The organism is Caballeronia sp. LjRoot29 (assembly GCF_964252755.1).
GTDB lineage: Bacteria > Pseudomonadota > Gammaproteobacteria > Burkholderiales > Burkholderiaceae > Caballeronia.
On record NZ_CAXUPU020000009.1, the window covers coordinates 55,945 to 80,614 of the forward strand.

Sequence of the window (24,670 nt, forward strand, 5' to 3'; positions counted from 1 at the left end):
AACCAATCGCCCGGTCTTTACCCACCGGCTTTCGGCCTAACGCGCCGCCGATACAAGCCGCTGCCTCAACCACCCGCCGAACACATTCACGACCAGTCCGACCATCACCAGCACCGCCCCCACGAATTGCATCGGGCTGAGTCCTTCATCGAGCAGCAATGCCGCTGATGCCAGCCCGATAATGGGCACGAGCAACGAAAACGGCGCGACCTGACTTGCCGGATAACGCGCCAGCAGCTTTCCCCACAAGGTGTAGCCAAGCATCGTCGCGATGAATGCGAGATAGACGATCGCCATGACCGACGTGAGCGAAATGCCCGACAAGCTGGCCGAAATGCGCGCGGGCCCCTCAACCATCAGCGAAAGCACGAGGAACGGCAGCGGCGGCACCAGGCTTGCCCACACCACGAGCGACAACAGGTCGACCTTGCCCATGCGCTTCGTGATGACATTGCCCATGCCCCACATGGACGCCGCCGCGAGCGTGAGCAGGAAGCCGGCAACGGTCATGGCGTGGCCCGCCTGAGCGCCGATCACAGCCAGCCCGCACGCAGCGATCAGCAAGCCCACGACGTTCGGCGCGCGAAAGCGCTCACCGAGGATCATGGCCGCGAAGATCAGCGTGAAAAACGCCTGCGCCTGCAACACCAGCGACGCAAGCCCGGCCGGCATGCCAACGGACATTGCGTAGAAAAGCAGCACGAATTGCCCGAACGAGATCGTCGCGCCATAAGCAAACAGCCAGCGAAACGGGATGGCTGGGCGCTTGACGAAGAACACGGCCGGGAATGCGACCAAGGCGAAGCGCAAGGCGCCAAGCAGCATGGGTGGAACGCCGTGCAAGCCCACCTTGATCACGACGAAGTTCACGCCCCAGGCGAGAATGACAATCAGCGCGGACAACAAATCCTTGGGCGACATCGCCGTCTCCGTGAGTTTTTTCGAAGCTGTGTTCAGGATCAGACCGGAGTCCCGAAGCCCCGAGTCAAGATCGAACGCAATTCGACACTGTAGCGGACGATTTTGCAAATGCGCTGCACAAACTCACGTCATAGACCATTCGGATAAGGCCATCTCTCGTGACGGACCAACGAAAAAAGCGCTTGCGCCGGTCAGGGCACAAGCGCTTTCTATCTGAAACGTTACCTCTTGAAACGAAATGCCCCGGGCGTCCCAAACTACTTGCTTTGACCGTTTTCCGTCGCGGCACTGGCGCCCGTTTCCACTGCGGGTGTTTTGCTCGGGTTGGCCGATTGCCCGACCGACGACTGCGGGTTCGCATGCTTGCGCATCTTGTGCTTTTTCATCGGCGCGGAAGCGGCGTCGGATGAATCAGCGCCTTGCATTGCCGGCGCGGTCGACGAATCGCCGTTCGACGTTTGGGCGTAGGCGGCGGTGGTGGCGAACAGTCCGGCGGCTATGGCGATCAAAAGCGTGTTCTTCGTCATGGTGAAACTCCTGTTTAGGCTAGGTGAAAAGGTCCATCGCAAAGGTGTATCGAAATGGTCCGTCGAAAGTTGCACGCTTGAACGCCCTGCCGAATGGCCTATCGCGCGGATACCGCTTGCGTACTTCCACACGGTGCCCAGTAGAATTGCAGTTCCGAGCACGCAACCCGGACGTCCTTATGTCTTCCACAATCCAAGCGTTCCTCAAGCCGCATCAGCACGACGTCGGTAACCTCATGGTGCGTCGGGTACTGCCTGCACCGGCTGCCCGTACTATCGGACCATTCATATTCTTCGACCATATCGGCCCTGCAACGCTCGTGCCCGGCGTCGGGCTGGACGTGCGCCCCCACCCGCACATAGGCCTCGCGACGGTCACGTATCTCTTCGAGGGGGCGATCATGCATCGCGACAGCGTCGGCTCGGTCCAGAAGATCTCGCCCGGCGACGTGAACTGGATGACGGCCGGCGGTGGCATCGTGCATTCCGAGCGCACGCCCGACGAGGAACGCGCCGCCGGGCAGACCATGCATGGCATCCAGACGTGGGTTGCGTTGCCCGTCGCGGAAGAGGAGTGCGCGCCGTCATTCGAGCACCATCCGGCCGCGACGCTCCCTCAGATCGAAAGTAATGGCGTGATCTTGCGGGTGATTGCCGGCAGCGCCTTCGGCGAAACGGCGCCGACCACCACGTTCTCTCCCACCCTCTATGTCGCGGCGCGATTTTCGGCGAACAGCGCCGTGACACTCGACACGGAGCATGAGGAGCGCGGGGTGTATCTGCTGGAAGGCGATCTCTCCATTGACGCAGACGTGCTCCCCGCCGGACAGATGGCCGTTTTGAAGCCGGGGATGTCCGCCGATCTGCGCAGTACGGAAGGCGCCATCGCAATGCTACTGGGCGGCGCGCCGCTGGACGGCCCGCGCTTCATCGAGTGGAATTTCGTCTCGAGTTCGAGGGAGAAAATCGAGGCAGCAAAACTGGCGTGGAGCGAACAGCGGATGGGCCAGGTCCCCGGTGAAACCGAATTCATCCCGTTGCCGCCGCCGCGCCGCCAAGCCAATCCGCCTGAATAGACGTGAAGCTTGGGACTGGTGAGGCCTAGAATCCGCACCCCAAGCCTTCAACTGAATCAGGCACGCACCCGGTTGAACTTGGCCGGCTTGCCCCAAGATAATCGTTCATCTCGAATTGTTCATCGTTTAAGCGTTTTTTGGAGGAACACCATGGATACAACACTCGCCACGTTCGAACAGGACGTAATCGCCGCGTCCACGCTTGCACCGGTGCTCGTCGATTTCTGGGCGCCGTGGTGCGGTCCATGCAAGACGCTCGGCCCAATGCTCGAACGGCTGGAAGCAGAAGGCGCGGGCAAGTGGAAGCTGGTGAAGGTCAACGTGGACGAAAATCCGGAACTGGCGCAGCACTTCCAGGTGCGCAGCATTCCGCACGTGGTCGCGTTCGCGGACGGCCATGCCGTTGACCAGTTCATCGGCGTGCTGCCGGAAGGCCAGTTGCGCGAGTTCATCGACAAGCTGGTTCCGGACGGTGCGGAAGCCGAGCGGCGTGCCGCCCATGCGGCGTACGAGGCCGGCGACGCCGATCTCGCTATCGACCATATCAAGGCAACGCTGGCGCTGGACCCCGGGTATGACGACGCGCGGCTGGACTTGATCGAGTGGCTGCTTGCCGCGAGCCGCACAGACGAAGCACGCGATGAAGAGAAGCTGCTGTCGCCGAAAACCACGCAAGGAATCGACGCTCGTTACAACGCGCTAAAGACCGAACTGGACGCCGCCGATGCTGCGGAGAGTCTGCCGCCCGCCGACGCCCTGATCGACGCTGTAAACGCCAATCCGGACGATCTGGAGGCCCGTTTCGCGCTGGCCAACCGGCTGATTGCCGGCCGCGACTACAACGGCGCGCTGGAGCAATTGTTCGCGATCGTGACACGCGACCGCAAGTTCATGGACGACGTGGGCCGCAAAACCATGCTGTCGGTATTCGGCCTGGCGGCGCATCAGCCGGAAGTGGTTTCGCAATGGCGGCGTAAATTGAGCGCGGCGATTAATTAACGGAAACCGATGCGAATTAACGCATTAAGCGTCTGAAGCCAGAAACCTTTCAAATAGTTTAATTTGATATAGACGAGCAGGGCACCGTAAAAAATGGCGGCTTGAAAGCGGCCATTTTTTTAACTGAAGCGACATTCAAGCCCGGCCCGCGATCTTTCTTAATACATAGGCCGCGGCGGCGAATCCGAAACTCGCCGTCACGCAGACACTCGATCCAAACCCCGCGCAATTCAATCCAACCGGTCCCGCGACGGCAGGTAGCGCATCGTCCGATCCGGCCGCTTCGCCGGCATCGGGAACGGGTACTTCCGGGTAGATCAGCGGCTCGTCGGAATAGACCGCGTTCACCTTGAACTTCGCTTTTGGACCACGCGGAAAGCCGTGCGATTTGCGCAGTTGGCCGCGCACTTTCGAGAGCAGCGGGTCCTGAATCGTGAGCGCCAGATCGTCGATACGAATCCGCGTCGGATCGAGCTGCCCACCCGCTCCGCCAACAGTGATCAATGGTTGCCCATGCTCGACGCACCACGCAATTAGCGCGGTTTTCGTACGCACGCTGTCGATTGCATCGATGACGAAATCGAAACCGCCGCCGAGCACCGAATCAAAATTCGCGGGCTCGATAAAATCCTCAACCTGCTCCACGCGGCACGCCGGATCGATCAGGTGGATACGCTCGGCCATCGCGCTGACCTTGGCCTTGCCGTAGTTGCCATCCAGCGCGTGGACCTGGCGGTTCGTATTGCTTTCAGCCACGTTGTCGAGATCGATCAGAGTCAAACGCCCGATCGCATTGCGCGCGAGCGCTTCGACCGTCCAGGAGCCCACGCCGCCAATCCCGATCACCGCAACATGCGCGCGTTCGAACGCCGCGAGCCCGGCCGGGCCATACAAGCGCGCCACGCCGCCAAAGCGCCGGGCGCGGTCGGCGGCTTCAAACTCCGGCGCGGTGGAGGTAAGATTTAAAGTGTCGGCGGAGGCAGGAAAAGCGGTCATGATCAGGTAGCCGGCAGGGTAGCAGAACAAGCAAAAACAAGGCAAGGAAGCATCGGGAAATCGGCAAACGGCGCCGGTTCGCGCTGACGCGCTATCACAACGATAGAACCGGATATCAGCAAGAATCCGCCGAATTGCGTATTCTGCCTTATCGAAGATTGGGCGTAAGAAACCACCGGCCAATTTTTGAAAGCAAAATGAAAATAATTGCCGAGTTGAGTCAAATTCTGTCGCCCGGGAAACATGATCTAAATCATTCAAGATCAAAGGGACGTTGGCAGTAAAGCGCAGAATTTGACGAGCTTGGCTATACTAATGCGATTGAAGCGTTTGCATAAAAAATGACGACCCTCGCTGATCTTCGAAAGAATTATTCCGTCGGATCGCTGGAAACATCCGACGTGGATCCCAACCCGATTCGACAATTCGAAGCGTGGTTCGCGCAGGCGCTCGACGCACAATTACCCGAACCCAATACCATGACGCTCGCGACTGTCGACGAGCATGGCCGCCCATCGGCACGCATCGTACTGATCAAGGGCGTAGACGACCGGGGTTTCGTTTTCTTCACGAATTACCTCAGCCGCAAGGGTCATGAACTCGCGAGCAACCCCGCCGCGAGCCTGCTGTTTTACTGGATTGAACTCGAACGTCAAGTGCGTATCGAGGGCTCCGTCGTCAAGACAAGTCCGGAAGATAGCGATGCGTATTTCGCGTCGCGCCCGCTTGGATCGCGAATAGGCGCGTGGGCGTCGGAGCAAAGTGAAGTGATCGAAAGCCGCGCGGTGCTTGAAACCCGCGAGCGCGAATTGATTGCGAAATACGGTGACAACCCGCCGCGTCCGCCACATTGGGGCGGCTACCGGCTCGTCCCCGACACCATCGAATTCTGGCAGGGCCGTCCGTCACGGTTGCATGACCGTGTCGTCTATAAACGTGCTGCACACACGCTTGGGGCGAACGGCCAGCAATGGCAAATCGTCCGCCTATCGCCTTAGCCTTAGCAAGACTTCGACTTTCACCGGGTTCCTCGTGGACCCGTATTGACTGAACCCGCATTCATCCGCGTCTCGTTGCGGCGTGTGCGGGCGGTGAGGGTGAGAGAGAAAGGCAAGACAGAAAGGCATCGCGAGCAATGTGGAAAACGTGCAGTGCAATCGACCCGGTTTAGCTTCATTTTCATCTGAGCGCGGAGAACGAGCATGTTTTGGGAGAAAAAGCTGACGCAGTGGGTACAGGAAATTCGGGACCGGGCGAACCTGCCCGCCCGCTTGGTTCTGTGGGATGGACAGCAACATGACTTCGGAAGTTTCGCGGCGCCGCAAGTCACACTACATGTGAAGAGCGCGACCGCCCTGCCCTATCTGCTCGAACCGAGTCTCGACAATCTCGGTGAAGCCTATGTGAAGGGCAAGATCGACATCGAAGGCAAGCTGTCGGACATCATCAACATTGGCTACGGCTTGGCCAAGAACACGGTCACGAGCGCGAGCAAGCTGGCGCGCGTGCGGCGCTACTTCAATCATACGAAGGCGTCGGACAAGAAGGCCATTCAGTACCACTACGATGTATCGAACGAGTTCTACGAGCTGTGGCTCGACAAGAACATGGTCTACTCGTGCGCGTATTTCGAGAATGGCGATGAAGACCTCGCGACCGCACAGATCAAGAAGATCGACCACATCCTCACGAAGATCCAGTTGCAGCCAGGCCAGCGTCTCTTGGACATCGGCTGTGGCTGGGGAGCGCTTGTCTTGCGCGCCGCCCAGAAATTCGGGGCGAAATGCGTGGGCGTCACGCTCTCGCAGAACCAGTTCGACCTCGCCACGAAGCGCGTGAAAGACGCCGGGCTGGAAGGCCAGATCGAGATCCGCCTGCAGGATTATCGCGACGTGCAAGGCCAGTTCGACCGGATCACCAGCGTCGGCATGTTCGAGCACGTCGGCCGCAAGAACCTGCCCGGCTACTTTGCCAAGGTGCGCGATCTGCTGGTCGACGACGGCATTGCGATGAACCACGGCATCACGTCGACTGACTTCGATAGCGGCGAAACAGCGCTTGGCGGCGGCGAGTTCATCGACCGCTACGTATTCCCGGACGGCGAGCTGCCGCACATCGGGCTTGCGCTCGAAGCGCTGCAGGAAGGCGGCCTGGAAGCCGTCGACGTGGAAAGCCTGCGCCGCCACTACGCGCGCACGCTCGACATCTGGGCGGAGAATTTCGAGGCGAAGGCGGAGCAGGCGAAGGCGCTCGTCGACGATGAAAAATTCCGCATCTGGCGCGTGTATCTTGCGGGTTGCGCGTACGCGTTCGAGAACGACGACGTGTCGATTTATCAGATCGTGTGCCGCAAGGCCGGGCGCAGCGCGAAAACGCTGCCGTGGTCGCGCCGTTATATCTACGATAAACCGCTCTGAGTTCAACGCCTGATCCTGCCGCTCCTCAAGAACCCGCATCCGACGACGAACCGGATGCGGGTTTGGAACCGCACCTGCAATCCGCGCCGCAGGTCGATTTATTCGGCGCGGTGGAAGAGCCGGAAACGTGCGCAAGCAAACCTGCTTCTGCTGCCCCATCTCCCACCAAACCGAAATCACGCGCCGGAGTTTTGCCCGCTGCCGCCGCGCCTGAACATCACGCGTTAGCTCAACGTCTTCCGGACACCGTTCATATCGGCCCATCGACGTGGTCGTTTCCCGGCTGGCGTGACATCGTCTATGGCGACGAATACTCGTCCCAGAAACTGTCTCGCGATGGCCTCAACGCGCTCGGCGCGCATCCGTTGCTGCGATGTGTATCGATAGACCGCTCGTTCTATGGGCCGCTGTCGGTAGCCGACTACGCGCGCTATGCGAACCAGGTGCCGGCGCACTTCCGCTTCATCGTCAAGGCGCCCGCTTCCGTCACCGATGCCACCGTCCGTGGCGACAAAGGCGCCCCCGCCGGCGACAACCCCGCGTTCCTGAACGCGCAAATTGCCATCGATGAATTCGTGCAGCCGTGCATCGCCGGTCTGGGTGAAAAAGCCGGCGCGCTCGTGTTCCAGATTCCGCCGTTGCCGGATGCGCTGATCGTCGATCCAACCGCATTCCTCGAGCGCTTGTCCGCGTTCCTCAACGCGTTGCCGGCGTTGCCGGGTGAAAGTTGCTATGCGGTTGAATTGCGCGACGCCATCATGCTGACGCCGCGGTTTATCCGCGTGCTGCGCGATGCAAGGGTCCGATATTGCGTCGGCATTCATGCACGCATGCCCGATCCACGGCGTCAGGCAAAAGCGCTCGCGCTGCTGGACGAAGGTGGGCTCGGGCCGCTGATCGTGCGCTGGAGTTTGCACGGCGGATTCAAATACGAGCAGGCGAAAGCGAAGTACGAGCCGTTCGATAAACTCGTCGATGAAGATCCGGACACGCACGAAGCACTCGCCGAACTCGCGCTGCGCTACGCGCTCGCCGGACAGCCGGTGGTGATCGCGGTGAACAACAAGGCGGAGGGTTCGGCGCCGCTGACTTGCTTCAAGATCGCGATGTACCTGGCGGCTGGAATGCCGCTCCCGCGAGAATAAAAAACGGGCTTCGATTTCGCGAAGCCCGCTTTGACTCTACGTGGCACCAAACGCTCAGCGTTTCAGCCGATGCGCGAACTTCTGTCTGAACTTCGCCACCTTCGGCGCGACCACGAACGCGCAATATCCCTGATTCGGGTGCTGCTCGAAGTAGTTCTGGTGATAGTCCTCGGCCGGAAAATAATTGCCGTTCAACGGCGTGACTTCGGTGACGATCTTGCCATCGAAAACGCCTTCCTTCTGCAATTCGTCGATCACGTCCAGCGCGATCTTCCGCTGTTCGTCGGAGTGCGTGAAGATGGACGACCGATACTGCGTGCCAACGTCATTACCTTGCCGGTTGAGTTGCGTTGGATCGTGAGTCGCAAAGAAAATCTCCAGCACGTTGCGATACCCAATCACCGCCGGATCGAATTCGACCTTGATGACTTCGGCGTGGCCGGTCGTCCCGTCGCAGACTTGCTCATACGTTGGGTCTTTCACCTGGCCGCCGGCATAACCCGATTCCACCGACAGCACGCCTTTCACGCCTAAAAAAACCGCTTCGGTACACCAAAAACATCCGCCGCCAATGGTGGCGGTTTCGCGCTTTGCCTGCTCGTCATGTTGCGTCATGCTGGCTCCTGGTTCGTGTCCCGCGAGAGCTTTCAAATGCGTGCGGAAGCCTGTGAATCAACCCTGCCAGCTTACTGGTTTTCGGTTGTCCGCGTTGGCTGTACGGCCTTTAGCACAGAGGCGAACGAGTCGATTCCGATAGAATCGTAACAATCGCAATCCTCCGATGACTTCGAAAACTTCATCCGGCTTATTGTTCAGCTATTGTTTGCCGCCTGGATTCCGCCGATACCGTCGAACCTGAACCTATCCCGATGAAACGCGCCAATCCACCGAATTTCGACGCCGCCGCTTTCCGCGACGCTCTCAGCCAGTTTGCCACCGGCGTCACCGTGATCACCACGCGCACCGAGTCCGGCCAGTTGATCGGCATTACCGCCAGCTCGTTCAATTCTGTCTCGCTCGATCCGCCACTGGTGCTGTGGAGCCTCGCGACCAAATCCGCATCGATGCCAGTCTTCCAGGCCAATAGTCACTACGTGGTCAACGTTCTGGCCGCGACCCAAGTCGATCTTTGCAAACGCTTTGCGACGGTCAAGGGCGACCGTTTTGCCGGCGTGTCACACGCCGCGGGCGACACCGGCATGCCGGTACTCGATGGCGCGCTCGCCTGGTTCGAATGCCACAATCGCAGCCGTTATCAGGAAGGCGATCACGTGATCTTCGTGGGCCAGGTCGAGCGATGCGGCGTGCATGAGAATGCAGCGGAGATTGCCCCGCTCGTGTTTCAGGCGGGGCAGTTTCATACACTTGGATCGTTGTAACCGGCGCAGTCAGCCTAGGCGGAACCGGACACGCTGCCCGTTCTGTCGATCAGGGCGACCGGCACGCCCGCTTCGTCCTTCATGGTCTGAAGCACGATGTTCGAACGGATATCGATCACACCCGGTGCCTTGTACAGCTTGCTCAGGATGAAGTCCGAGTAGTGCTTGAGATTGTGTGCAAGCACCCGAAGCACGTAATGCGTGTCGCCGGTTACAACAAACGCGCCTACCACTTCCGGCCATTCCCGCACCGCGGCGGCGAATTTCTCGTGCCAGTTTTCCTGGTCGTTACGCATGGAAACGTGGACGAACGCCTCCAGTTCCACGCCGAGCCGTTCCCGGTCCAGACAGGCGCGATAGCTCGCGATTACCCCTTCTTCCTCGAGCAGCCGCATGCGCCGCAGACATGCCGACGGCGAAAGCGAAATACGCTCAGCCAGATCGAGGTTGCTGATACGTCCATCTTCTTGCAGCACCGACAAAATACGGCAATCCGTTGCGTCCAGTGAGAACCCGGTCATTTTTTAGTCTCCCTGCGGCTGTTTCATCGAATTATGTTCTAAGAGCCATGTTTTTGGGATGTTATTTCTAAATCACTTTTTGAACAATTTCGACCCGATTTCACTATTAAGCGGCTTTATTCGGGCTCAATCAGGCGTCCTTCACGCCAGTCGCGCCGCTAACGTCCGTAGCTTGGGCGCAACAATATTGCGGAAATAGGCTTCATCCATCGACGATGCCGGCCCGCTGCTGCTCAGAACCAGCCATCGCCCGTTGCGAATATCGCGTAAAGGCGCGGCGATCGCGTTCACATCGGCATGCCAGTCGCGAAACGAATAACAACAGCCATCGCGGGCGTAATCGTCGATCGCCTCTTTCGCCGCCTTCACCAGCCGCGCGCCGTCTTCGCCGTTTTTCACCGCTGCCGCGCCGAGTTCTTTGAGCAAAGCCGCCCGCTGATCCGGTTCCTGCACCGCCAGATACGCGCGCCCCATTGAGCTGGTCAGCATCGACAGCCGTGAACCGGGAGTCAGACCCAGTGTCAGCGCCGTCTCGCTGCGGATGGTCTCCAGATAGATCATGTCGAGCCCATCGCGGCATCCTAGCGACACCGCCGCTCCAATTTCCCGCGCCAGAACCCGCATGTGCGGACGCGCCAGTTCCAGCGCATCGGCGCCGGCCAGCAACGCGAAGCCCAGCGACAGCACGCCCGTGTCGAGCGCGTATTTGCCGGCCGGTTCGTCGAAACGCAGATAACCCAGCGTGGTCAACGTGTATGCAAGCCGGTTGACGGTGGCTTTGGGCAGGCCGGTTCTATCGACGAAATCGCGGTTGCCCAGCAAGGTCTCGCCCGGACGGAACGCTCGCAGCATTTCCAGGCCGCGAGCGAGCGCGACGACAAACTTGCGTTCATCGATTCCTTCTGATGAATTGGCAGACTCCGCGGACGATTCGGAAGACGTCGGCGACTCGGAATTCCGGATGGAAGTGATCGGCATTGGATGCTAGACTCAGTTCTAATTTGCAAAACATTGTTCCGCCTAGCGGAACTAGAGTCAAGTCCGAAAATCGGGAATAGAGGAAACAGGAGAAAGAACATGGCCGATGACGCCCGCTTCAGTTGGGAAGATCCGTTGCTGCTCAACCAGCAACTCAACGACGAAGAACGCATGATCCGCGACGCGGCGCACGCCTATGCGCAGGACAAGCTGCAGCCGCGCGTGCTCGACGCGTTCCGCAACGAACACACGGACGTGGCGATCTTCCGTGAGATGGGCGAACTTGGCCTGCTTGGCCCGACCATTCCCGAACAGTACGGCGGTCCGGGTCTCAACTACGTCAGCTATGGGCTGATCGCGCGCGAAGTTGAACGCGTGGATTCGGGTTACCGGTCGATGATGTCGGTGCAATCGTCACTCGTCATGGTGCCGATCAACGCATTCGGCACTGAAGCGCAGAAGCAAAAGTACCTGCCGAAGCTGGCGACCGGTGAATGGATCGGCTGCTTCGGGCTCACCGAGCCGAACGCCGGCTCCGATCCGGCCAGCATGACAACGCGCGCTAAAAAGGTGGACGGCGGTTTTTCGATCTCCGGCCAGAAGATGTGGATCTCGAATTCGCCTATTGCCGATGTGTTCGTCGTGTGGGCGAAGCTGGAAGAGGATGGCCGCGACCTGATTCGCGGTTTCATCCTGGAGAAAGGCTGGAAGGGCTTGAGCGCGCCGGCCATTCACGGCAAGGTCGGCTTGCGGGCATCGATTACCGGCGAGATCGTGATGGACGAAGTCTTCGTGCCGGAAGAAAACCTGATGCCGAACGTGAGCGGGCTCAAAGGACCGTTCACCTGCCTGAATTCGGCGCGCTATGGAATCGCGTGGGGTGCGCTGGGCGCGGCCGAAGCGTGCTGGCACATGGCTCGTGAATACACGCTCGATCGCAAGCAGTTTGGCCGTCCGCTTGCCGCGAATCAGTTGATTCAAAAGAAACTCGCCGACATGCAGACAGAAATCACCCTCGGGCTTCAAGGCGTGCTGCGTCTGGGCCGCATGAAGGACGAAGGCACGGCGGCGGTCGAAATCACGTCGATCATGAAACGCAATTCGTGCGGCAAGGCGCTGGATATCGCGCGACTGGCGCGTGACATGCTCGGTGGCAATGGAATTTCAGACGAATTCGGCGTGGCGCGTCACCTGGTGAATCTTGAAGTGGTGAACACGTACGAAGGCACGCACGATATCCACGCGCTGATCCTGGGGCGTGCTCAGACAGGGATTCAGGCGTTTTTCTGAATTCGTTCCTATCGGGGTCTTGAAGGTTTCTCAAGGCGGCCGAAAAGCAAAAAAGCCAACGTGTTTCATGCGCTGGCTTTTTTGCGTCTTTACGTTTTCCAGCTGGCGCTTACTTTTTGTCCGGCTGCGGCGTCAGGCGCAAATACGGGCGCACAGCCTTGAAACCCTTCGGGAACTTGCGCTTGATTTCCTCCGGATCTTGTAGCGACGGAACGATGATCACGTCGTCGCCCTGCTTCCAGTTACCCGGCGTTGCGACCGAATGGCTATCGGTCAGCTGCAGGGAATCGATCACGCGCAGGACTTCATCGAAGTTCCGGCCGGTGCTCGCCGGATATGTAATGGTCAGGCGAACCTTCTTTTTCGGATCGATGACAAAAAGCGAGCGCACTGTCAGCGTGGCATTCGCGTTCGGGTGAATCATGTCGTAGAGCTCCGACACTTTGCGGTCACCGTCGGCCAGGATCGGAAAGCCGACATTCGCCGCCTGCGTCTCGTTGATGTCCTTGATCCACTCCTTATGCGACTCCACGGTATCGACTGACAACGCAATCGCCTTCACATTGCGTTTCTCGAACTCGCCCGCCAGCTTCGCGGTCAGGCCCAGTTCCGTGGTGCAGACCGGCGTGAAATCGGCCGGATGTGAAAACAGCACGCCCCAGCTATCACCCAGCCACTCGTGAAACTTGATTCGGCCAACGCTTGAATCCTGTTCGAAATCGGGCGCCGTGTCGCCTAGACGCAAGCTCATGATGTGTCTCTCCTCGAAGTAATGCACCGCGTTAGTCGTCGCGCCGTGCAGGTCTGGTGCAGGTTGATTGCAGGGAGCCCGGCAAAATTAAAGCATACGGGAGTAGACCTGCACAACGAACGAACATTCCGTCACATCGTCATGCATTTTTGTAATTTTTCGGCCTCGGCCAGAATGTCCCTGGCTGCAGCATTCACTGATCGATGCGACATTACACGCCCCGTTCACGCAATGGCTGGCGTGTAAGCGGTGACGCAATGCCCTTTTGAAAATCCTTATGATGCATTTTGTGACAGCAGGAACAAATCCTGCATGACTTGTTTCAGGGGCCGGATGGACGCTAATTAGCACCCGCTTCTTTGGTACGATTGGCGTTGCCTCACCTGTTTGGAGCCATCAATGTCACAAACCAATAAGGAGCGATTCATGTCGGATATTAAAACCGTTCTCGCAGACGCCGAAGACCTGTTGAAACAGGCCGCAAGCGCCACAGGCGAGCGTGCATCCGAGTTGCGCGAGACCGCTCTGACCCGCTTGAAACAAGCGAAGGAAAAGGCTGCCGACGCGCAGGTCGTGGTGATCGAAAAAGGCAAGAAAGCTGCTCGTGCCACCGACGACTTCGTTCACGAACGCCCGTGGGCATCAATCGGGATTGCTGCAGGATTAGGCGTGGTCGTTGGTTTGCTGATCAATCGCCGCTAACTTTCACAATTCCAGAGGTCAGGTTAGCCATGGGCCTGGTGCGGTTCGCTATTTGCTGCATTTGCTGCCATCAGGGCTAACTTCGCATGGCTGACTTCGCCGGTAAAAATCGTAATCGCCTGGGACCGTCGGGGCCTTGCTGACCGGCGTCCAGCTTATCAGACCGGCCGGCGCTGCTATGCGACCCGGCCGGAACCTTCGCGCCAAAAATAACGCGCTCCTCGCGCTCAAGCCATGACGACAGAAAGGCAATCTCAGCACGATACGCAAGGGCCGTTGCGCCGCATTGTCACTTCCGTGTTCGCCATATTCGAAACTCGCCTGGAGCTGATCGGCATCGAGCTCGCGGAAGAAAAGGAGCGGCTGATCGGCGTACTGTTCCTCGGTCTTGCCGCCATGATGCTCACCATGATGGCGCTCATCACGCTCACGGTGCTGGTCGCCATCGCGTTCTGGGACACCTACCGGTGGCAGTCGCTAGCGGGGATCACGATTGCGTACGCGCTGGTTGCCGTGTTTTGCGCCATTCGGGCGCGCGCCGGCCTGCTCAATGCCCCGAACGTCTTCGACAGTACGATCGCCGAGTTCAAGAAGGACCGCGACACCTTCAATTGACATGCGCTAAGGGCTCACCTCATGGCGACGCCCGCGCAGTATGAGAAAACAATATTCATCGACGACTTTCCTAGAGCCCGCCACGCCATGAGTCACTACGACGACACCTTCAAAGCCCAGAAGCGAGCGACCGCGCACAAGCTGAGTACGCCTCACATGCGCGCCTTGCGTAAGGAATTGCTGATCGCGCGGGCGGACGTCGAGCGCATGGAACTTGCGCAAGCCAGCGCCGATTTACGTTACAAGTTCTCTCATTTCAGCGTCCTGAGTTTGCTGATGCCGGGGCGCCGCAAACGCGGCCGGGCATCGAGTGGCAACGGCTTTATGAGCCGCTTGGGTGGGGTCAGCGGCCTGTTCAGCGGCGGCGGAGGCGGAGGCCTCGGCCTGTTGCTTAAGCAATACCCTGTTGTGAGTTCGCTCGCTTCGCTGGTGCTCACCAAACCTGTGCGCTCCCGGCTGCTCGCGAGCGCGAAGCCGATACTCAAGTGGGGCGGGTTGGGCCTGGTGGGGTGGGAGGCGTATCGCGTGTGGCAGCAGATCAAGTCGAATCCGGACAAGCCAGTGGCGCCCGACGTTGTTGTCGATCCGGACGCTTGAAGCGCTAGGCCTAGTTCATTTTCCACTCCAGAACGCCGCCACTTTGGGCGGCGTGAGTTTTTCCGCCGACCGATTTGACCTGACACCCGTCGCATCCAGCGAATAGATTCCGCACACGTCGTTTGCGTCGATCGGCTGCGCTTCAATCGAATACCCGCCGTTCTGCTCTGTCTCGCCGCGCATCCGCAACACGTAAATTGGCGGCACCCCACGCCGGCGCCTGGTTCCAAGCCAAGCGGCAGCTTGGCAGCAACGTCATTGCCCGAACCCGTTCGCGCACTCTCCACGTATTGAGCGGCGCGATACAACGTGCTCACCGCGTCCAGTCGATGCCCTCTTGCCACCTGTTCCCGATAAACCGGCATCGCAAACGCAGCGATGATCGCCGCCATGCCGAGCGTGATCATCCGTTCAAGCAGCGTGAAGCTCGACCAGCGTGAAGCCTGACGGACATCTTCAATTCATCTGCATCCCTTATTGATTGGACTGAATCAACGCTCAATCTACAGAGAATTTTCGATGTCCGCCATTAGCCGATCGGTCGAGTATCGGACGTGCGAAAGCTTCGACATACTATCGAAACGATCCCAGGCTAGCGAGAGAGGACCATCGAAATGCAGAAACGCTCAGCGTTTGCGGGGACTGGTTTTGCGCGGCGCGGCGCGCCGGAATTCCTCGAGCACGTCCTCGAATTCGGACACGTCTTCAAAGCGTTTGTAGACCGAAGCAAAACGCACGTACGCAATGGTGTCCAACTGGCGCAGCTCGTTCATCACGAGTTCACCCAGACGGTCGCTGCGAACTTCGCGTTCGCCGCTGCCAAGCAATTGGTATTCGACCCGCGCAACGGCGGCGTCGACTGCGTCAGCCGCAACCGGACGCTTGCGCAGCGCCAGTTGCATGCTCGCTACAATTTTCGCGCGATCAAATTCGGTGCGGCTGCCATCCTTCTTTACGACCGACGGCAACGCGAGTTCCACGCGCTCATACGTGGTGAAGCGTTTGTCGCAAGCGGGGCAACGCCGCCGCCGGCGAATTGCCGCCCCGTCTTCCGACACGCGCGAATCCGCCACTTGCGTGTCTTCATGCCGGCAAAAGGGGCAGCGCATGGCTTAGCCGTAGACCGGGAATTGCTTGGTCAACGCGGCGACCTTCGCGCGCACGCGCTCGAGGTTGGCTTCGTCTTCCGGCGCATCCAGCACGTCGGCAAACAGGTTGCCCACCTGCTCGGCCTCAGCCACGCCAAAGCCGCGGGTGGTCATGGCCGGCGAGCCGATACGCACGCCGCTCGTGACGAACGGCTTTTCCGGATCGTTCGGAATCGCGTTCTTGTTCACGGTGATATGCGCCTTGCCGAGCGCAGCTTCCGCTGCCTTGCCGGTAGTGTGCTTGGCGCGCAGGTCGACGAGCATCACGTGGCTTTCGGTGCGGCCCGAGACAATTCGCAGGCCACGCTTCACCAGCGTTTCGGCGAGCACCCGCGCGTTGTCCACGACTTGCTGCTGATACGCCTTGAATTCCGGCGACAACGCTTCCTTGAACGCAACGGCCTTACCGGCGATCACGTGCATCAGCGGACCACCTTGAATGCCCGGGAAAATGGCCGAGTTGATTTGTTTCTCGTACTCGGCCTTCATCAGGATCACGCCGCCACGCGGACCGCGCAGGCTCTTATGAGTCGTGGTCGTGACGAAATCCGCGAACGGCACCGGGTTCGGATAAACGCCGGCTGCGATCAGACCGGCGTAATGCGCCATGTCGACCATGAAATACGCCCCAACGCTCTTCGCAATCTTCGACAATCGCTCGAAATCGATCTTCAGCGCGAATGCCGAAGCGCCCGCCACGATCAGCTTCGGCTTGTGCGTTTTGGCGAGCTCTTCGGTCTTGTCGTAGTCAATGTCTTCAGCTTCGTTCAGGCCGTAGCTGACCACGTTGAACCATTTGCCCGACATGTTCACCGGCGAGCCGTGCGTGAGGTGACCACCTTCGGCCAGGCTCATGCCCATGATGGTATCGCCCGGCTTGAGCATGGCGAAAAACACGCCTTGATTGGCTTGCGAGCCGGAATTGGGCTGCACGTTGGCGGCTTCGGCGCCAAACAGTTGTTTCACGCGGTCGATAGCCAATTGCTCGACAATATCGACGTACTCGCAGCCGCCGTAATAGCGCTTGCCCGGGTAGCCTTCCGCGTATTTATTGGTGAGTTGCGAACCCTGAGCGGCCATGACAGCCGGGCTCGTGTAGTTTTCCGAGGCGATCAGTTCGATGTGATCTTCCTGGCGCTGGTTTTCCTGTTCGATCGCCGCGAACAATTCCGGATCGACTTGAGCGATAGTACTTTGGGCTTTATCAAACATACGTTTTCCGTTGAATGGATGCCAGTTGACCGGATCGCGCGTGCGCATATGCACCGCGTTCGCCTACAGCGCGAAGCACGATGGGTCCCAAGCGAGGCGGAAGAGAGAAGCTCCGGTTACGCGAGACGGACAGCCACCGGCAACGCAACGAGCGCGTGCGGATCTCAGCTGCCCAGGCGAACGGCAAAACGACACCCTGCGCTTCCCGGTGGGTTAGTCCACCTTGAATCCGAAGATCCTTGTCGCCAGTTACGCAGGGCTGGAGCGCCCTAGTTTAATGGGCTGCCTGAGAATAGGCAACTGCCGGAAAACGCCTTAAACAGGTGCTTTCAAGGCCATAAAGTACCGTCGGCCGCGGCGTGCGAGGTGACAAAGGGGCTAAAATTGCCGGCCGGGAGCGGAATTTGCGCTGCTTGGCGGTCCCGTGCAGTCGTCCCGTGCAGTCGAATTGAATGATTCACTGGCATAAAAACTGGCAACTTGTCGCGTCGCAGCAATGGAAGTACGCTGTCCGGCTTTCCCGCACGCGCCCAGGCGCCGCCGCGCGAAACACTCGCTTTCCATAACCTGAACAGCAACCTTACAACCGGAATCCGCACATGATCGTATTTGTCACTGGCGCGTCCGCCGGCTTCGGCGCAGCTATCGCCCGCACGTTTGTAAAAGGTGGCCATCGCGTGATTGCAACCGCGCGCCGCAAAGACCGTCTGTTGGCGCTATCGCAGGAACTTGGCGACGCGCTGCTGCCCGTCGAACTCGACGTTCGCGATGAAGCCGCGATCAAATCGGCTGTCGCGGCGCTCCCGGAAGCCTTTTCGCAGATCGACGTGCTCGTCAACAATGCCGGCCTGGCGCTCGGCCTGGAACCGGCACAGCGCGCGAGCCTCGACGACTGGAACAACATGATCGATACCAATTGCAAGGGACTCGTCACGGTCACGCACGCGTTGTTGCCGGGCATGGTCGAACGCAATCGCGGGCACGTGTTCAATTTGAGTTCGGTCGCGGCGACGTATCCCTATCCGGGTGGCAACGTCTACGGCGCGACCAAGGCGTTCGTGCGCCAGTTCAGCCTGAACCTGCGTGCAGACCTGAACGGCACGGCGCTGCGCGTAACCGATATCGAACCGGGCCTGTGCGGCGGCACTGAATTCTCGAACGTGCGCTTCAAAGGTGACGACTCGAAGGCGGCGAACGTCTACAAGGACGTGCAACCGCTGACGGCCGAAGACATTGCCGACTCCATCTATTGGATCGCCACCCGCCCGGCACACGTGAATATCAACACGATCGAGCTGATGCCGGTCGCGCAGTCGTTCGGGCCGCTGAACGTGCATCGCGGCTGATCCAGGTATCCGTGAATACGACCGGCGCTCAGTCGATGGTTGCCGGAAAGCAGCAACCGGCAGCACGATTCGACGGACGTTTCGCGGCTTCCGGTAAAATGCGCGGATGAACATGTCCACCAGCGAGCCTCAGCAGGCGAAAGGCCTCTTGACCTTCGATTGGCCGCTCCGGGTCTATTACGAAGACACCGACGCTGGCGGCATCGTCTTCTACGCGAACTACCTGAAGTTTTTCGAACGGGCGCGCACTGAATGGCTGCGCGCGTGCGGCATCGATCAGCGTGTATTGGCCGCGTCAGACGGCGTATTGTTCGTCGTCAAGCGCACGGCGGTGGAATACTCGGCGCCGGCGCGCCTTGACGATGTCGTTCACGTGATGAGCCGGATCGAGCGTATTGGCCGGGCATCGGTGGATTTCCATCAGGAAGCCTGGCGAGACGGCATCTTGCTCGCGTCCGGCAACATCAAGGTGGCGTCGGTCAGTCTCGGCGCCATCCGCCCGGTCGGCATTCCCGCCTGCGTGCTCAACGGGTTGCGTCGCGGACCGCAAGAGTCTGTCTCAATTAACGCGTCAACCGTGCCGATGTCAGCACCGTTTAAAACATCTTGTTCAGAAAAACCCATGTAGACAAAGACCCTTTGACTCCACAAGACCTGAACTGAACCGAATCGAGCCCGCGTGCCATCAGGCATGCGGGCACAGAAGTACCGAGCATCTGCTGGCAGGCCTGCCTACGCTTTCAGTCATTTATCGAAAGCCTGACAGTTCCCGGCCAGCGCGCCTCGGACGCCCCTTTGGGACGTAACAGCGGACTTTTATGAACACTACACAAGACCTGTCGATCATTTCTCTCGTCATCCATGCCAGCCTGTTGGCGCAGGCCGTCATGGCGCTGTTGCTGATACTGTCGTTGTTGTCGTGGACCTACATCATCCGCAAGTGGTTTGCCATTCGGCGTGCGCGCAATCAGACCGAGCGCTTCGAACGGGACTTCTGGTCGGGCGGGGACCTGCAGGCGCTTTATCAAAGCGCTGCCAACAACCGCCACACCATTGGCGCGCTCGAGCGGATCTTCGAATCGGGCATGCGTGAGTTCCTCAAGGGCAAAGAGCGCCGAATGAACGATCCGGCGGCCATTCTCGACGGGTCCCGCCGCGCCATGCGTGCCGCGTTCCAGCGTGAAATGGATGTGCTTGAAGTGAACCTCGCGTTTCTCGCGTCGGTGGGGTCGGTCAGTCCGTATATTGGTTTGTTCGGCACAGTCTGGGGGATCATGAATTCGTTCCGCGGCCTCGCAAACGTGCAGCAGGCAACGCTTGCGAACGTGGCGCCGGGTATTGCCGAAGCACTTGTTGCAACGGCAATCGGCCTGTTCGCAGCAATTCCGGCGGTGGTGGCGTACAACCGATACGCACACGATATCGACCGCCTGGCCATCCGCTTCGAAACGTTTATCGAAGAGTTCTCGAACATCTTGCAGCGTCAGGCTCACTAAGGAGTTCAGAATGGCCGGAGGTCCAATGCGTTCCAGCATGCGCGGCAGTTCACGGCGCGCCATGTCCGACATCAACGTCGTGCCGTACATCGACGTCATGCTCGTGTTGCTCGTTATTTTCATGGTGACCGCTCCGCTCGTCTCGCCGTCCATCATCAACCTGCCAACGGTCGGTAATGCAGCGCCGCAGGAGCAAACGCCCCCCGTCGTGGTCAATATCAAGGCCGACGGCAGCATGAACGTGCGCTACAAGGACGACGGCGGCGCGGCGCAGCAGCAGAACATGACCGAAGGCGACCTCAAGACTTTCGTGCTGAATCGGCAAGAGTCGCATCCCGACCAGCCGGTCGTGATTGCCGCCGACAAGACCGTGAAATATGAAGTCGTCATGAACGTAATGTCCGATATGAAGGCGCGAGGCGTCAAACGAGTCGGATTGTTAGTTAAATCGCAATGATGAATCAGCAGCCCAGCGGGCACCCAGGCGCGCGGACCAGCGCGCGCCCCATCCGTCCGCCGCGTGAACGCGGGACATGGAAGGCGTTCGCGCTCGCCGCGCTGATGCACGTGCTGCTTGGCATCCTCCTGTATCACGGCGTCAACTGGCAAAACAACACCCCGGCGGGCGCCGAGGCGGAGCTGTGGACCGAGATCCCGGATCTGTCGGTGCCTACGCCCCGCGTTACGCCGCCGCCCGCCCCGCCGATCAAGGTGCAGCCCGCGCCGCCGCCGGCGAAGGACGAGGACGCTGACATCGCCTTGCAGGAAAAGAAGCGTAAACAGCAGGAGGCGACAGCGCGCGCCGCGCAACTCGCCGAACAGCAGCGGGCGCAACAGCTGGCCGATCAGGAAGCCGAAGCGAAGCGCCAGCAGCAGCTCGCAGCACAGCAGGCCGCGCAGCAAGCTGCTTTAGCCGCGCAAAAGGTGGTTCAGGACAAGCAAAAGCAAGCCGATAAGCAAAAGCAGCTCGCTCAACAAAAGCTCGAGCAGCAGAAGACGCAACAGGCTAAAGAGAAGGAAGCTGACGCAGCGAAAGCCGCGGCGCAGCAGAAGGAAGCCGAAGCGAAGGCACAAGAACAGGCAGACGCCAAGGCCAAGGCTCAGGCGGATGCGAAGGCTAAAGCCAAGGCCCAGGCCGACGCGCAGGCGAAGGCCAAGCTTGATAAGGAACGTAACGCCCGTTTGGCAGCGCTGCAAGGTCAGGCTGGCGGGGGCACGAGTTCAAGCGGTGACGGGCTCGCCAAGAGTGGCACGGGTCACGGCGCGGGTGGGACGGCAACGTCGGCGGGCTATGCGGAGAAGGTGCAGCGTCGCGTGCGTCCGAACATCGTGTGGGCGGGGGAAACGGCGGGACTTGAGACGGTGGTCTCGGTACGCGTGTCGCCGTCGACGGGTACGTTGTTGTCGTCAACGATTCAGCGCTCGAGCGGCAATGAGCAGTGGGACCAGGCGGCGTTGCGCGCAGTTCAGCGCTCGGATCCGATGCCCCTGGATACCAACGGCCAGGCGCCCGGCACGTTTACGATCACATTGCGTCCGGCGGGTGGTTGAACAGACATGGTAAAACGACGGTGCACAGTGAGCCCTAACGGGAACGAATTGTGCATCCGGCGGTCTGTTCTGCTGCCGCCGGTAGTTTAAAAATCGCTTTTCTGGAACCAGATACATGAGTTTGATGACGAAGCTTGGCCTGAAAACACTTGTTGCATCCTGCCTGATCGCCGCGGGCACCGCTGCCCACGCGCAGTTGAACGTGCTTGTCACGGGCGTGGGTTCTACCCAATTTCCTATTGCCACCGCCACGTTTGCCAACGAAGCCAGTTCGCCGCAGCAGATCAGCGCGATTGTTCGTCAGGATTTGGCGCGCAGCGGGAAATTCACGAATATTGATGCGGGCGGTACGCCTGTGTCGGAAACGGACTCGGTCGATCTCGGCAGCTGGAAAGCCAAAGGCGCGGACGCGTTTGTCTCCGGCAGCGTGAATCGCCTGCCGAACGGTCAGTACGAAGTGCGCTTCCGGCTATACGACACGGTCAAGCAGCAAAGCTTGGGCGGCCTGTCGCTCGTCAGCCCGGAAAGCGGCCTGCGCATGAGTGCGCACAAGATTGCGGACTATATCTACGCAAAATTGCTGGGTGATCGTGGTGTTTTCGCGACGCGCTTGTCGTACGTGATCAAGACCGGCGGCCGGTATCAGTTGCAGATTTCGGACTCCGATGGTCAGGATGCGCGTATTGCGCTGTCCAGCCCCGAACCGATCATCTCGCCGGCGTGGTCGCCTGATGGCACCAAGGTCGCGTACGTCTCGTTCGAAAAGAAAAAGCCCGTTGTTTATATCCACGACCTGCCCACAGGCAAGCGTGTGATCGTATCGAATCAGAAAGGCAATAACAGTGCACCGGCATGGTCACCGGACGGCCGCAAGCTCGCGGTCGCCTTGTCGACTACCGGCAACACGCAGATTTTCCAGGTGAACGCAGACGGCAGTGGTTTGCGTCGCCTGACGCAGGGCAGCTCGATTGACACCGAGCCGGCTTACTCTCCCGATGGCAACACGATTTATTTCACGAGCGACCGCGGCGGCCAGCCTCAGATCTACAAGATGTCGGCGAACGGCGAAAGCGCCGGCCAGGCACAGCGCGTCACATTCACGGGCAATTACAATACAAGCCCGCGAGTGAGCCCGGACGGCAAGCAGATTGCGTACATTTCGCGTGTTGGCGGCGCCTTCAAGCTGTATTTGCTGGACCTCGGGTCCGGCACGGCGACGGGCCTGACCGACACCACGCATGACGAATCGCCCAGTTTCGCGGCGAATGGTCAGTACATCCTCTACGCCACCCAGGTGGACGGGCGTGGCGTGTTGGCTGCCGTATCGACCGATGGTCGTACGCGGCAAGTCTTGTCGCTTCAGGGGGGCAGCGTACGCGAGCCATCCTGGGGTCCGTTCATGCAATAAACCTCACGCAATAACTTAAGCAGCAACACACAAGGAGAGTAACCATGATGTCTAAAATTCGTTTCGGCTTTGCAGTGGCGATGGTCGGTGCATTGGCCGCATGTCATTCAGGCGTCAAGCTGGATGAAGGTGCAAACAAAGGCGCGATCGGCACGCAACCCGACGCGAACGCCGTTCAACAGGTCAACGTCGACCCGCTGAACGATCCGAACAGCCCGCTGGCAAAACGCAGCATTTACTTCGACTTCGACAGCTACGCTGTTCGTGACGACTATCAGCCGCTGCTGCAACAACACGCGCAGTATCTGAAAAGCCACCCGGATCGTCATGTCCTGATCCAGGGCAACACCGACGAACGCGGCACGAGCGAGTACAACCTGGCACTGGGCCAGAAGCGTGCAGAAGCGGTGCGTCGCGCAATGTCGCTGCTGGGCGTAGCCGATTCGCAAATGGAAGCCGTGAGTCTGGGCAAGGAAAAGCCGCAGGCAACCGGGCATGACGAGTCGTCGTGGGCGCAGAATCGCCGCGCTGACCTCGCTTATCAACAGTAACGTAACCAGTCACGGGTGAGTCGCCGTATGTTGTATCGCTTCCCCTCGCTGCGCGCGGTCGCAGTTGCATGTTTGTTAGGTTCGGCCGTGGTCGGCGGGTCGGCGCACGCGGCGTTGTTTGATGACAATGAAGCACGTAAAGCCGTGCTCGATTTGCGCACGAAAACGGACAGTCTGGCCAGCCAGTTGTCCGCCGCTCAGCGCACGATCCTCGATCAATCGAATCGTCTCGACCAGTTGAATCAGCAGGTCGCTACGCTTCGAGGCCAGAACGAGGACTTGGCCAACCAATTGACGACGGTGCAAAAGCAGCAAAAGGACTACTACACCGACCTCGATGGCCGGTTGAAGAAGTTCGAACCGCAGCAGCAGACGGTGGATGGCGTGCAAGGGACGGTGCAACCCGGCGAGACTGAATCGTTCAACGCGGCGTCAACGCAGTTCCGTAACGGCGACTTCAAGAATGCTGCGGCGTCGTTCAAGACGTTTGTCGCCAAGTATCCGGACAGCCCTTACCAGCCGACCGCGCAATATTGGTTGGGTAATGCGCAGTACGCTCTGCGTGATTACAAGGGATCGACAGCAACCTGGCAAAATCTGGTGACGAAATATCCGACGCATCCGCGGGCAGCCGATGCGCTGCTCGCGATCGCGAACAACCAGATTGAACAGGGTCAGAAAGCGGCCGCGAAAAAGACGCTGGATCAGGTCATCTCGCAGTACGGTGGAACGGAAGCCGCGCAGTCGGCTCAAAGTAAGATGTCGCAGGTGAAGTAAGCGAAGCTGGTCTTTGCGCCTCTCGTTGAAAGAGCCCGTAGCGTGGTTGCTGCGGGCTTTTTCTTTAGGTTTTTCTCCGTTCCATGATGCGGTGCTTTTTTACGCTCCGTTGACAAGTTATGGTACGTGTGACTATAATTTCGGCTCTTTGGGTCGTTAGCTCAGCTGGTAGAGCAGCGGACTTTTAATCCGTTGGTCACAGGTTCGAATCCCGTACGGCCTACCAAAGACATGAAGGGCTCAGCGCAAGCTGAGCCCTTTTTCGTT

General features: G+C 59.4%; 28 protein-coding genes, 1 tRNA gene and 1 riboswitch. Of the genes, 19 read left to right on the forward strand and 10 right to left on the reverse strand.

Features of this window, described 5'->3' with window-relative positions; all coding sequences use genetic code 11:
* Positions 1 to 36 precede the first annotated feature (36 nt).
* Together ACSQ83_RS12840 and ACSQ83_RS12845 are read right to left on the reverse strand one after the other, a co-directional pair.
* On the reverse strand, positions 37 to 921 hold the full coding sequence (locus tag ACSQ83_RS12840) for an EamA family transporter (RefSeq protein ID WP_436228380.1): 885 nt from the start codon (positions 919 to 921) through the stop codon (positions 37 to 39).
* A gap of 257 nt (positions 922 to 1,178) precedes the next feature.
* The gene (locus tag ACSQ83_RS12845) at positions 1,179 to 1,448 is read right to left on the reverse strand and encodes a hypothetical protein (protein WP_436228381.1); all 270 of its coding nucleotides are present in this window, start codon (positions 1,446 to 1,448) and stop codon (positions 1,179 to 1,181) included.
* 179 nt (positions 1,449 to 1,627) lie between these two features.
* Between ACSQ83_RS12845 and ACSQ83_RS12850 the strand changes: the two genes are divergently transcribed.
* Together ACSQ83_RS12850 and trxA are read left to right on the forward strand one after the other, a co-directional pair.
* On the forward strand, positions 1,628 to 2,524 hold the full coding sequence (locus ACSQ83_RS12850; RefSeq protein WP_436228382.1) for a pirin family protein: 897 nt from the start codon (positions 1,628 to 1,630) through the stop codon (positions 2,522 to 2,524).
* Between the two features lie 150 nt (positions 2,525 to 2,674).
* Complete coding sequence (trxA, locus tag ACSQ83_RS12855) at positions 2,675 to 3,523, forward strand: thioredoxin (RefSeq protein ID WP_414949517.1); 849 nt, start codon at positions 2,675 to 2,677, stop codon at positions 3,521 to 3,523.
* 135 nt (positions 3,524 to 3,658) lie between these two features.
* Here the strand turns inward: trxA and ACSQ83_RS12860 are convergent, their stop codons facing one another.
* Positions 3,659 to 4,519: a tRNA threonylcarbamoyladenosine dehydratase gene (locus ACSQ83_RS12860; protein WP_436228383.1), complete on the reverse strand. Its 861-nt coding sequence runs from the start codon at positions 4,517 to 4,519 to the stop codon at positions 3,659 to 3,661.
* A gap of 341 nt (positions 4,520 to 4,860) precedes the next feature.
* Between ACSQ83_RS12860 and pdxH the strand changes: the two genes are divergently transcribed.
* The 3 genes from pdxH (at position 4,861) to ACSQ83_RS12875 (ending at position 8,081) form a co-directional block, all read left to right on the forward strand.
* Positions 4,861 to 5,517, forward strand: coding sequence for a pyridoxamine 5'-phosphate oxidase (gene pdxH / locus ACSQ83_RS12865; RefSeq protein WP_436228384.1), 657 nt, complete (start codon positions 4,861 to 4,863; stop codon positions 5,515 to 5,517).
* Positions 5,518 to 5,721: 204 nt separating this feature from the next.
* A complete protein-coding gene (locus ACSQ83_RS12870) occupies positions 5,722 to 6,936 on the forward strand; it encodes a class I SAM-dependent methyltransferase (RefSeq protein WP_436228385.1) in 1,215 nt (404 codons plus the stop codon).
* A 62-nt stretch (positions 6,937 to 6,998) separates the two neighbouring features.
* Positions 6,999 to 8,081: a DUF72 domain-containing protein gene (locus tag ACSQ83_RS12875; protein WP_436228386.1), complete on the forward strand. Its 1,083-nt coding sequence runs from the start codon at positions 6,999 to 7,001 to the stop codon at positions 8,079 to 8,081.
* 54 nt (positions 8,082 to 8,135) lie between these two features.
* On the opposite strand, the gene msrA is transcribed toward ACSQ83_RS12875, so the two are convergent.
* Positions 8,136 to 8,696, reverse strand: coding sequence for a peptide-methionine (S)-S-oxide reductase MsrA (gene msrA, locus ACSQ83_RS12880; protein WP_436228387.1), 561 nt, complete (start codon positions 8,694 to 8,696; stop codon positions 8,136 to 8,138).
* Between the two features lie 254 nt (positions 8,697 to 8,950).
* Here msrA and ACSQ83_RS12885 point away from each other — a divergent pair, with 254 nt between their 5' ends.
* Complete coding sequence (locus ACSQ83_RS12885) at positions 8,951 to 9,460, forward strand: flavin reductase family protein (RefSeq protein WP_436228388.1); 510 nt, start codon at positions 8,951 to 8,953, stop codon at positions 9,458 to 9,460.
* A gap of 14 nt (positions 9,461 to 9,474) precedes the next feature.
* Here ACSQ83_RS12885 and ACSQ83_RS12890 read toward each other — a convergent pair whose 3' ends face one another.
* Together ACSQ83_RS12890 and ACSQ83_RS12895 are read right to left on the reverse strand one after the other, a co-directional pair.
* Positions 9,475 to 9,981: an Lrp/AsnC family transcriptional regulator gene (locus tag ACSQ83_RS12890; protein WP_414949525.1), complete on the reverse strand. Its 507-nt coding sequence runs from the start codon at positions 9,979 to 9,981 to the stop codon at positions 9,475 to 9,477.
* Between the two features lie 141 nt (positions 9,982 to 10,122).
* Positions 10,123 to 10,959, reverse strand: a complete 837-nt coding sequence (locus tag ACSQ83_RS12895; protein ID WP_436228389.1) for an IclR family transcriptional regulator — start codon at positions 10,957 to 10,959, stop codon at positions 10,123 to 10,125.
* A 99-nt stretch (positions 10,960 to 11,058) separates the two neighbouring features.
* On the opposite strand from ACSQ83_RS12895, the gene ACSQ83_RS12900 reads away from it, so the two are divergent.
* Positions 11,059 to 12,249, forward strand: coding sequence for an acyl-CoA dehydrogenase (locus ACSQ83_RS12900; RefSeq protein ID WP_436228390.1), 1,191 nt, complete (start codon positions 11,059 to 11,061; stop codon positions 12,247 to 12,249).
* Positions 12,250 to 12,358: 109 nt separating this feature from the next.
* Here the strand turns inward: ACSQ83_RS12900 and ACSQ83_RS12905 are convergent, their stop codons facing one another.
* Positions 12,359 to 13,000: a peroxiredoxin gene (locus tag ACSQ83_RS12905; RefSeq protein ID WP_436228391.1), complete on the reverse strand. Its 642-nt coding sequence runs from the start codon at positions 12,998 to 13,000 to the stop codon at positions 12,359 to 12,361.
* Between the two features lie 399 nt (positions 13,001 to 13,399).
* Between ACSQ83_RS12905 and ACSQ83_RS12910 the strand changes: the two genes are divergently transcribed.
* The 3 genes from ACSQ83_RS12910 (at position 13,400) to ACSQ83_RS12920 (ending at position 14,914) form a co-directional block, all read left to right on the forward strand.
* Entirely contained in the window at positions 13,400 to 13,702 is a 303-nt protein-coding gene (locus ACSQ83_RS12910; protein ID WP_436228392.1) for a DUF883 family protein, read from the forward strand.
* Positions 13,703 to 13,936: 234 nt separating this feature from the next.
* Positions 13,937 to 14,317 (forward strand): phage holin family protein, encoded by a 381-nt coding sequence (locus tag ACSQ83_RS12915; RefSeq protein ID WP_436228393.1) that lies wholly within the window; start codon positions 13,937 to 13,939, stop codon positions 14,315 to 14,317.
* Between the two features lie 87 nt (positions 14,318 to 14,404).
* Positions 14,405 to 14,914: a DUF3318 domain-containing protein gene (locus ACSQ83_RS12920; RefSeq protein ID WP_436228394.1), complete on the forward strand. Its 510-nt coding sequence runs from the start codon at positions 14,405 to 14,407 to the stop codon at positions 14,912 to 14,914.
* A gap of 15 nt (positions 14,915 to 14,929) precedes the next feature.
* On the opposite strand, the gene ACSQ83_RS12925 is transcribed toward ACSQ83_RS12920, so the two are convergent.
* The 3 genes from ACSQ83_RS12925 to glyA form a co-directional block, all read right to left on the reverse strand.
* Positions 14,930 to 15,121, reverse strand: a complete 192-nt coding sequence (locus ACSQ83_RS12925) for a hypothetical protein (protein ID WP_436228395.1) — start codon at positions 15,119 to 15,121, stop codon at positions 14,930 to 14,932.
* A 419-nt stretch (positions 15,122 to 15,540) separates the two neighbouring features.
* Positions 15,541 to 16,023, reverse strand: coding sequence for a transcriptional regulator NrdR (gene nrdR, locus ACSQ83_RS12930; protein WP_414949532.1), 483 nt, complete (start codon positions 16,021 to 16,023; stop codon positions 15,541 to 15,543).
* A 3-nt stretch (positions 16,024 to 16,026) separates the two neighbouring features.
* On the reverse strand, positions 16,027 to 17,274 hold the full coding sequence (gene glyA, locus ACSQ83_RS12935) for a serine hydroxymethyltransferase (protein ID WP_436228396.1): 1,248 nt from the start codon (positions 17,272 to 17,274) through the stop codon (positions 16,027 to 16,029).
* A gap of 163 nt (positions 17,275 to 17,437) precedes the next feature.
* Positions 17,438 to 17,537: riboswitch (ZMP/ZTP riboswitch) on the reverse strand.
* 336 nt (positions 17,538 to 17,873) lie between these two features.
* Between glyA and ydfG the strand changes: the two genes are divergently transcribed.
* The 9 genes from ydfG to ACSQ83_RS12980 all read left to right on the forward strand — a co-directional run bounded on the left by ydfG (position 17,874) and on the right by ACSQ83_RS12980 (position 24,629).
* Positions 17,874 to 18,620 (forward strand): bifunctional NADP-dependent 3-hydroxy acid dehydrogenase/3-hydroxypropionate dehydrogenase YdfG, encoded by a 747-nt coding sequence (ydfG, locus tag ACSQ83_RS12940; protein ID WP_414949535.1) that lies wholly within the window; start codon positions 17,874 to 17,876, stop codon positions 18,618 to 18,620.
* Between the two features lie 112 nt (positions 18,621 to 18,732).
* Entirely contained in the window at positions 18,733 to 19,248 is a 516-nt protein-coding gene (gene ybgC / locus ACSQ83_RS12945) for a tol-pal system-associated acyl-CoA thioesterase (RefSeq protein ID WP_436228397.1), read from the forward strand.
* Positions 19,249 to 19,438: 190 nt separating this feature from the next.
* A complete protein-coding gene (gene tolQ, locus ACSQ83_RS12950; protein ID WP_299705389.1) occupies positions 19,439 to 20,116 on the forward strand; it encodes a protein TolQ in 678 nt (225 codons plus the stop codon).
* Between the two features lie 10 nt (positions 20,117 to 20,126).
* Entirely contained in the window at positions 20,127 to 20,573 is a 447-nt protein-coding gene (gene tolR, locus ACSQ83_RS12955; protein ID WP_299705386.1) for a protein TolR, read from the forward strand.
* On the forward strand, positions 20,570 to 21,667 hold the full coding sequence (tolA, locus tag ACSQ83_RS12960) for a cell envelope integrity protein TolA (protein WP_436228398.1): 1,098 nt from the start codon (positions 20,570 to 20,572) through the stop codon (positions 21,665 to 21,667). Before tolR ends, tolA begins: the two co-directional genes overlap by 4 nt.
* Positions 21,668 to 21,782: 115 nt before the next feature.
* Positions 21,783 to 23,075: a Tol-Pal system beta propeller repeat protein TolB gene (tolB, locus tag ACSQ83_RS12965; RefSeq protein WP_436228399.1), complete on the forward strand. Its 1,293-nt coding sequence runs from the start codon at positions 21,783 to 21,785 to the stop codon at positions 23,073 to 23,075.
* Between the two features lie 44 nt (positions 23,076 to 23,119).
* On the forward strand, positions 23,120 to 23,626 hold the full coding sequence (gene pal / locus ACSQ83_RS12970) for a peptidoglycan-associated lipoprotein Pal (protein ID WP_299705380.1): 507 nt from the start codon (positions 23,120 to 23,122) through the stop codon (positions 23,624 to 23,626).
* A gap of 27 nt (positions 23,627 to 23,653) precedes the next feature.
* Positions 23,654 to 24,403 (forward strand): tol-pal system protein YbgF, encoded by a 750-nt coding sequence (ybgF, locus tag ACSQ83_RS12975; protein WP_414949540.1) that lies wholly within the window; start codon positions 23,654 to 23,656, stop codon positions 24,401 to 24,403.
* A 150-nt stretch (positions 24,404 to 24,553) separates the two neighbouring features.
* Positions 24,554 to 24,629: transfer RNA gene (locus ACSQ83_RS12980), tRNA-Lys, on the forward strand.
* The last annotated feature ends 41 nt before the right edge of the window (positions 24,630 to 24,670 follow it).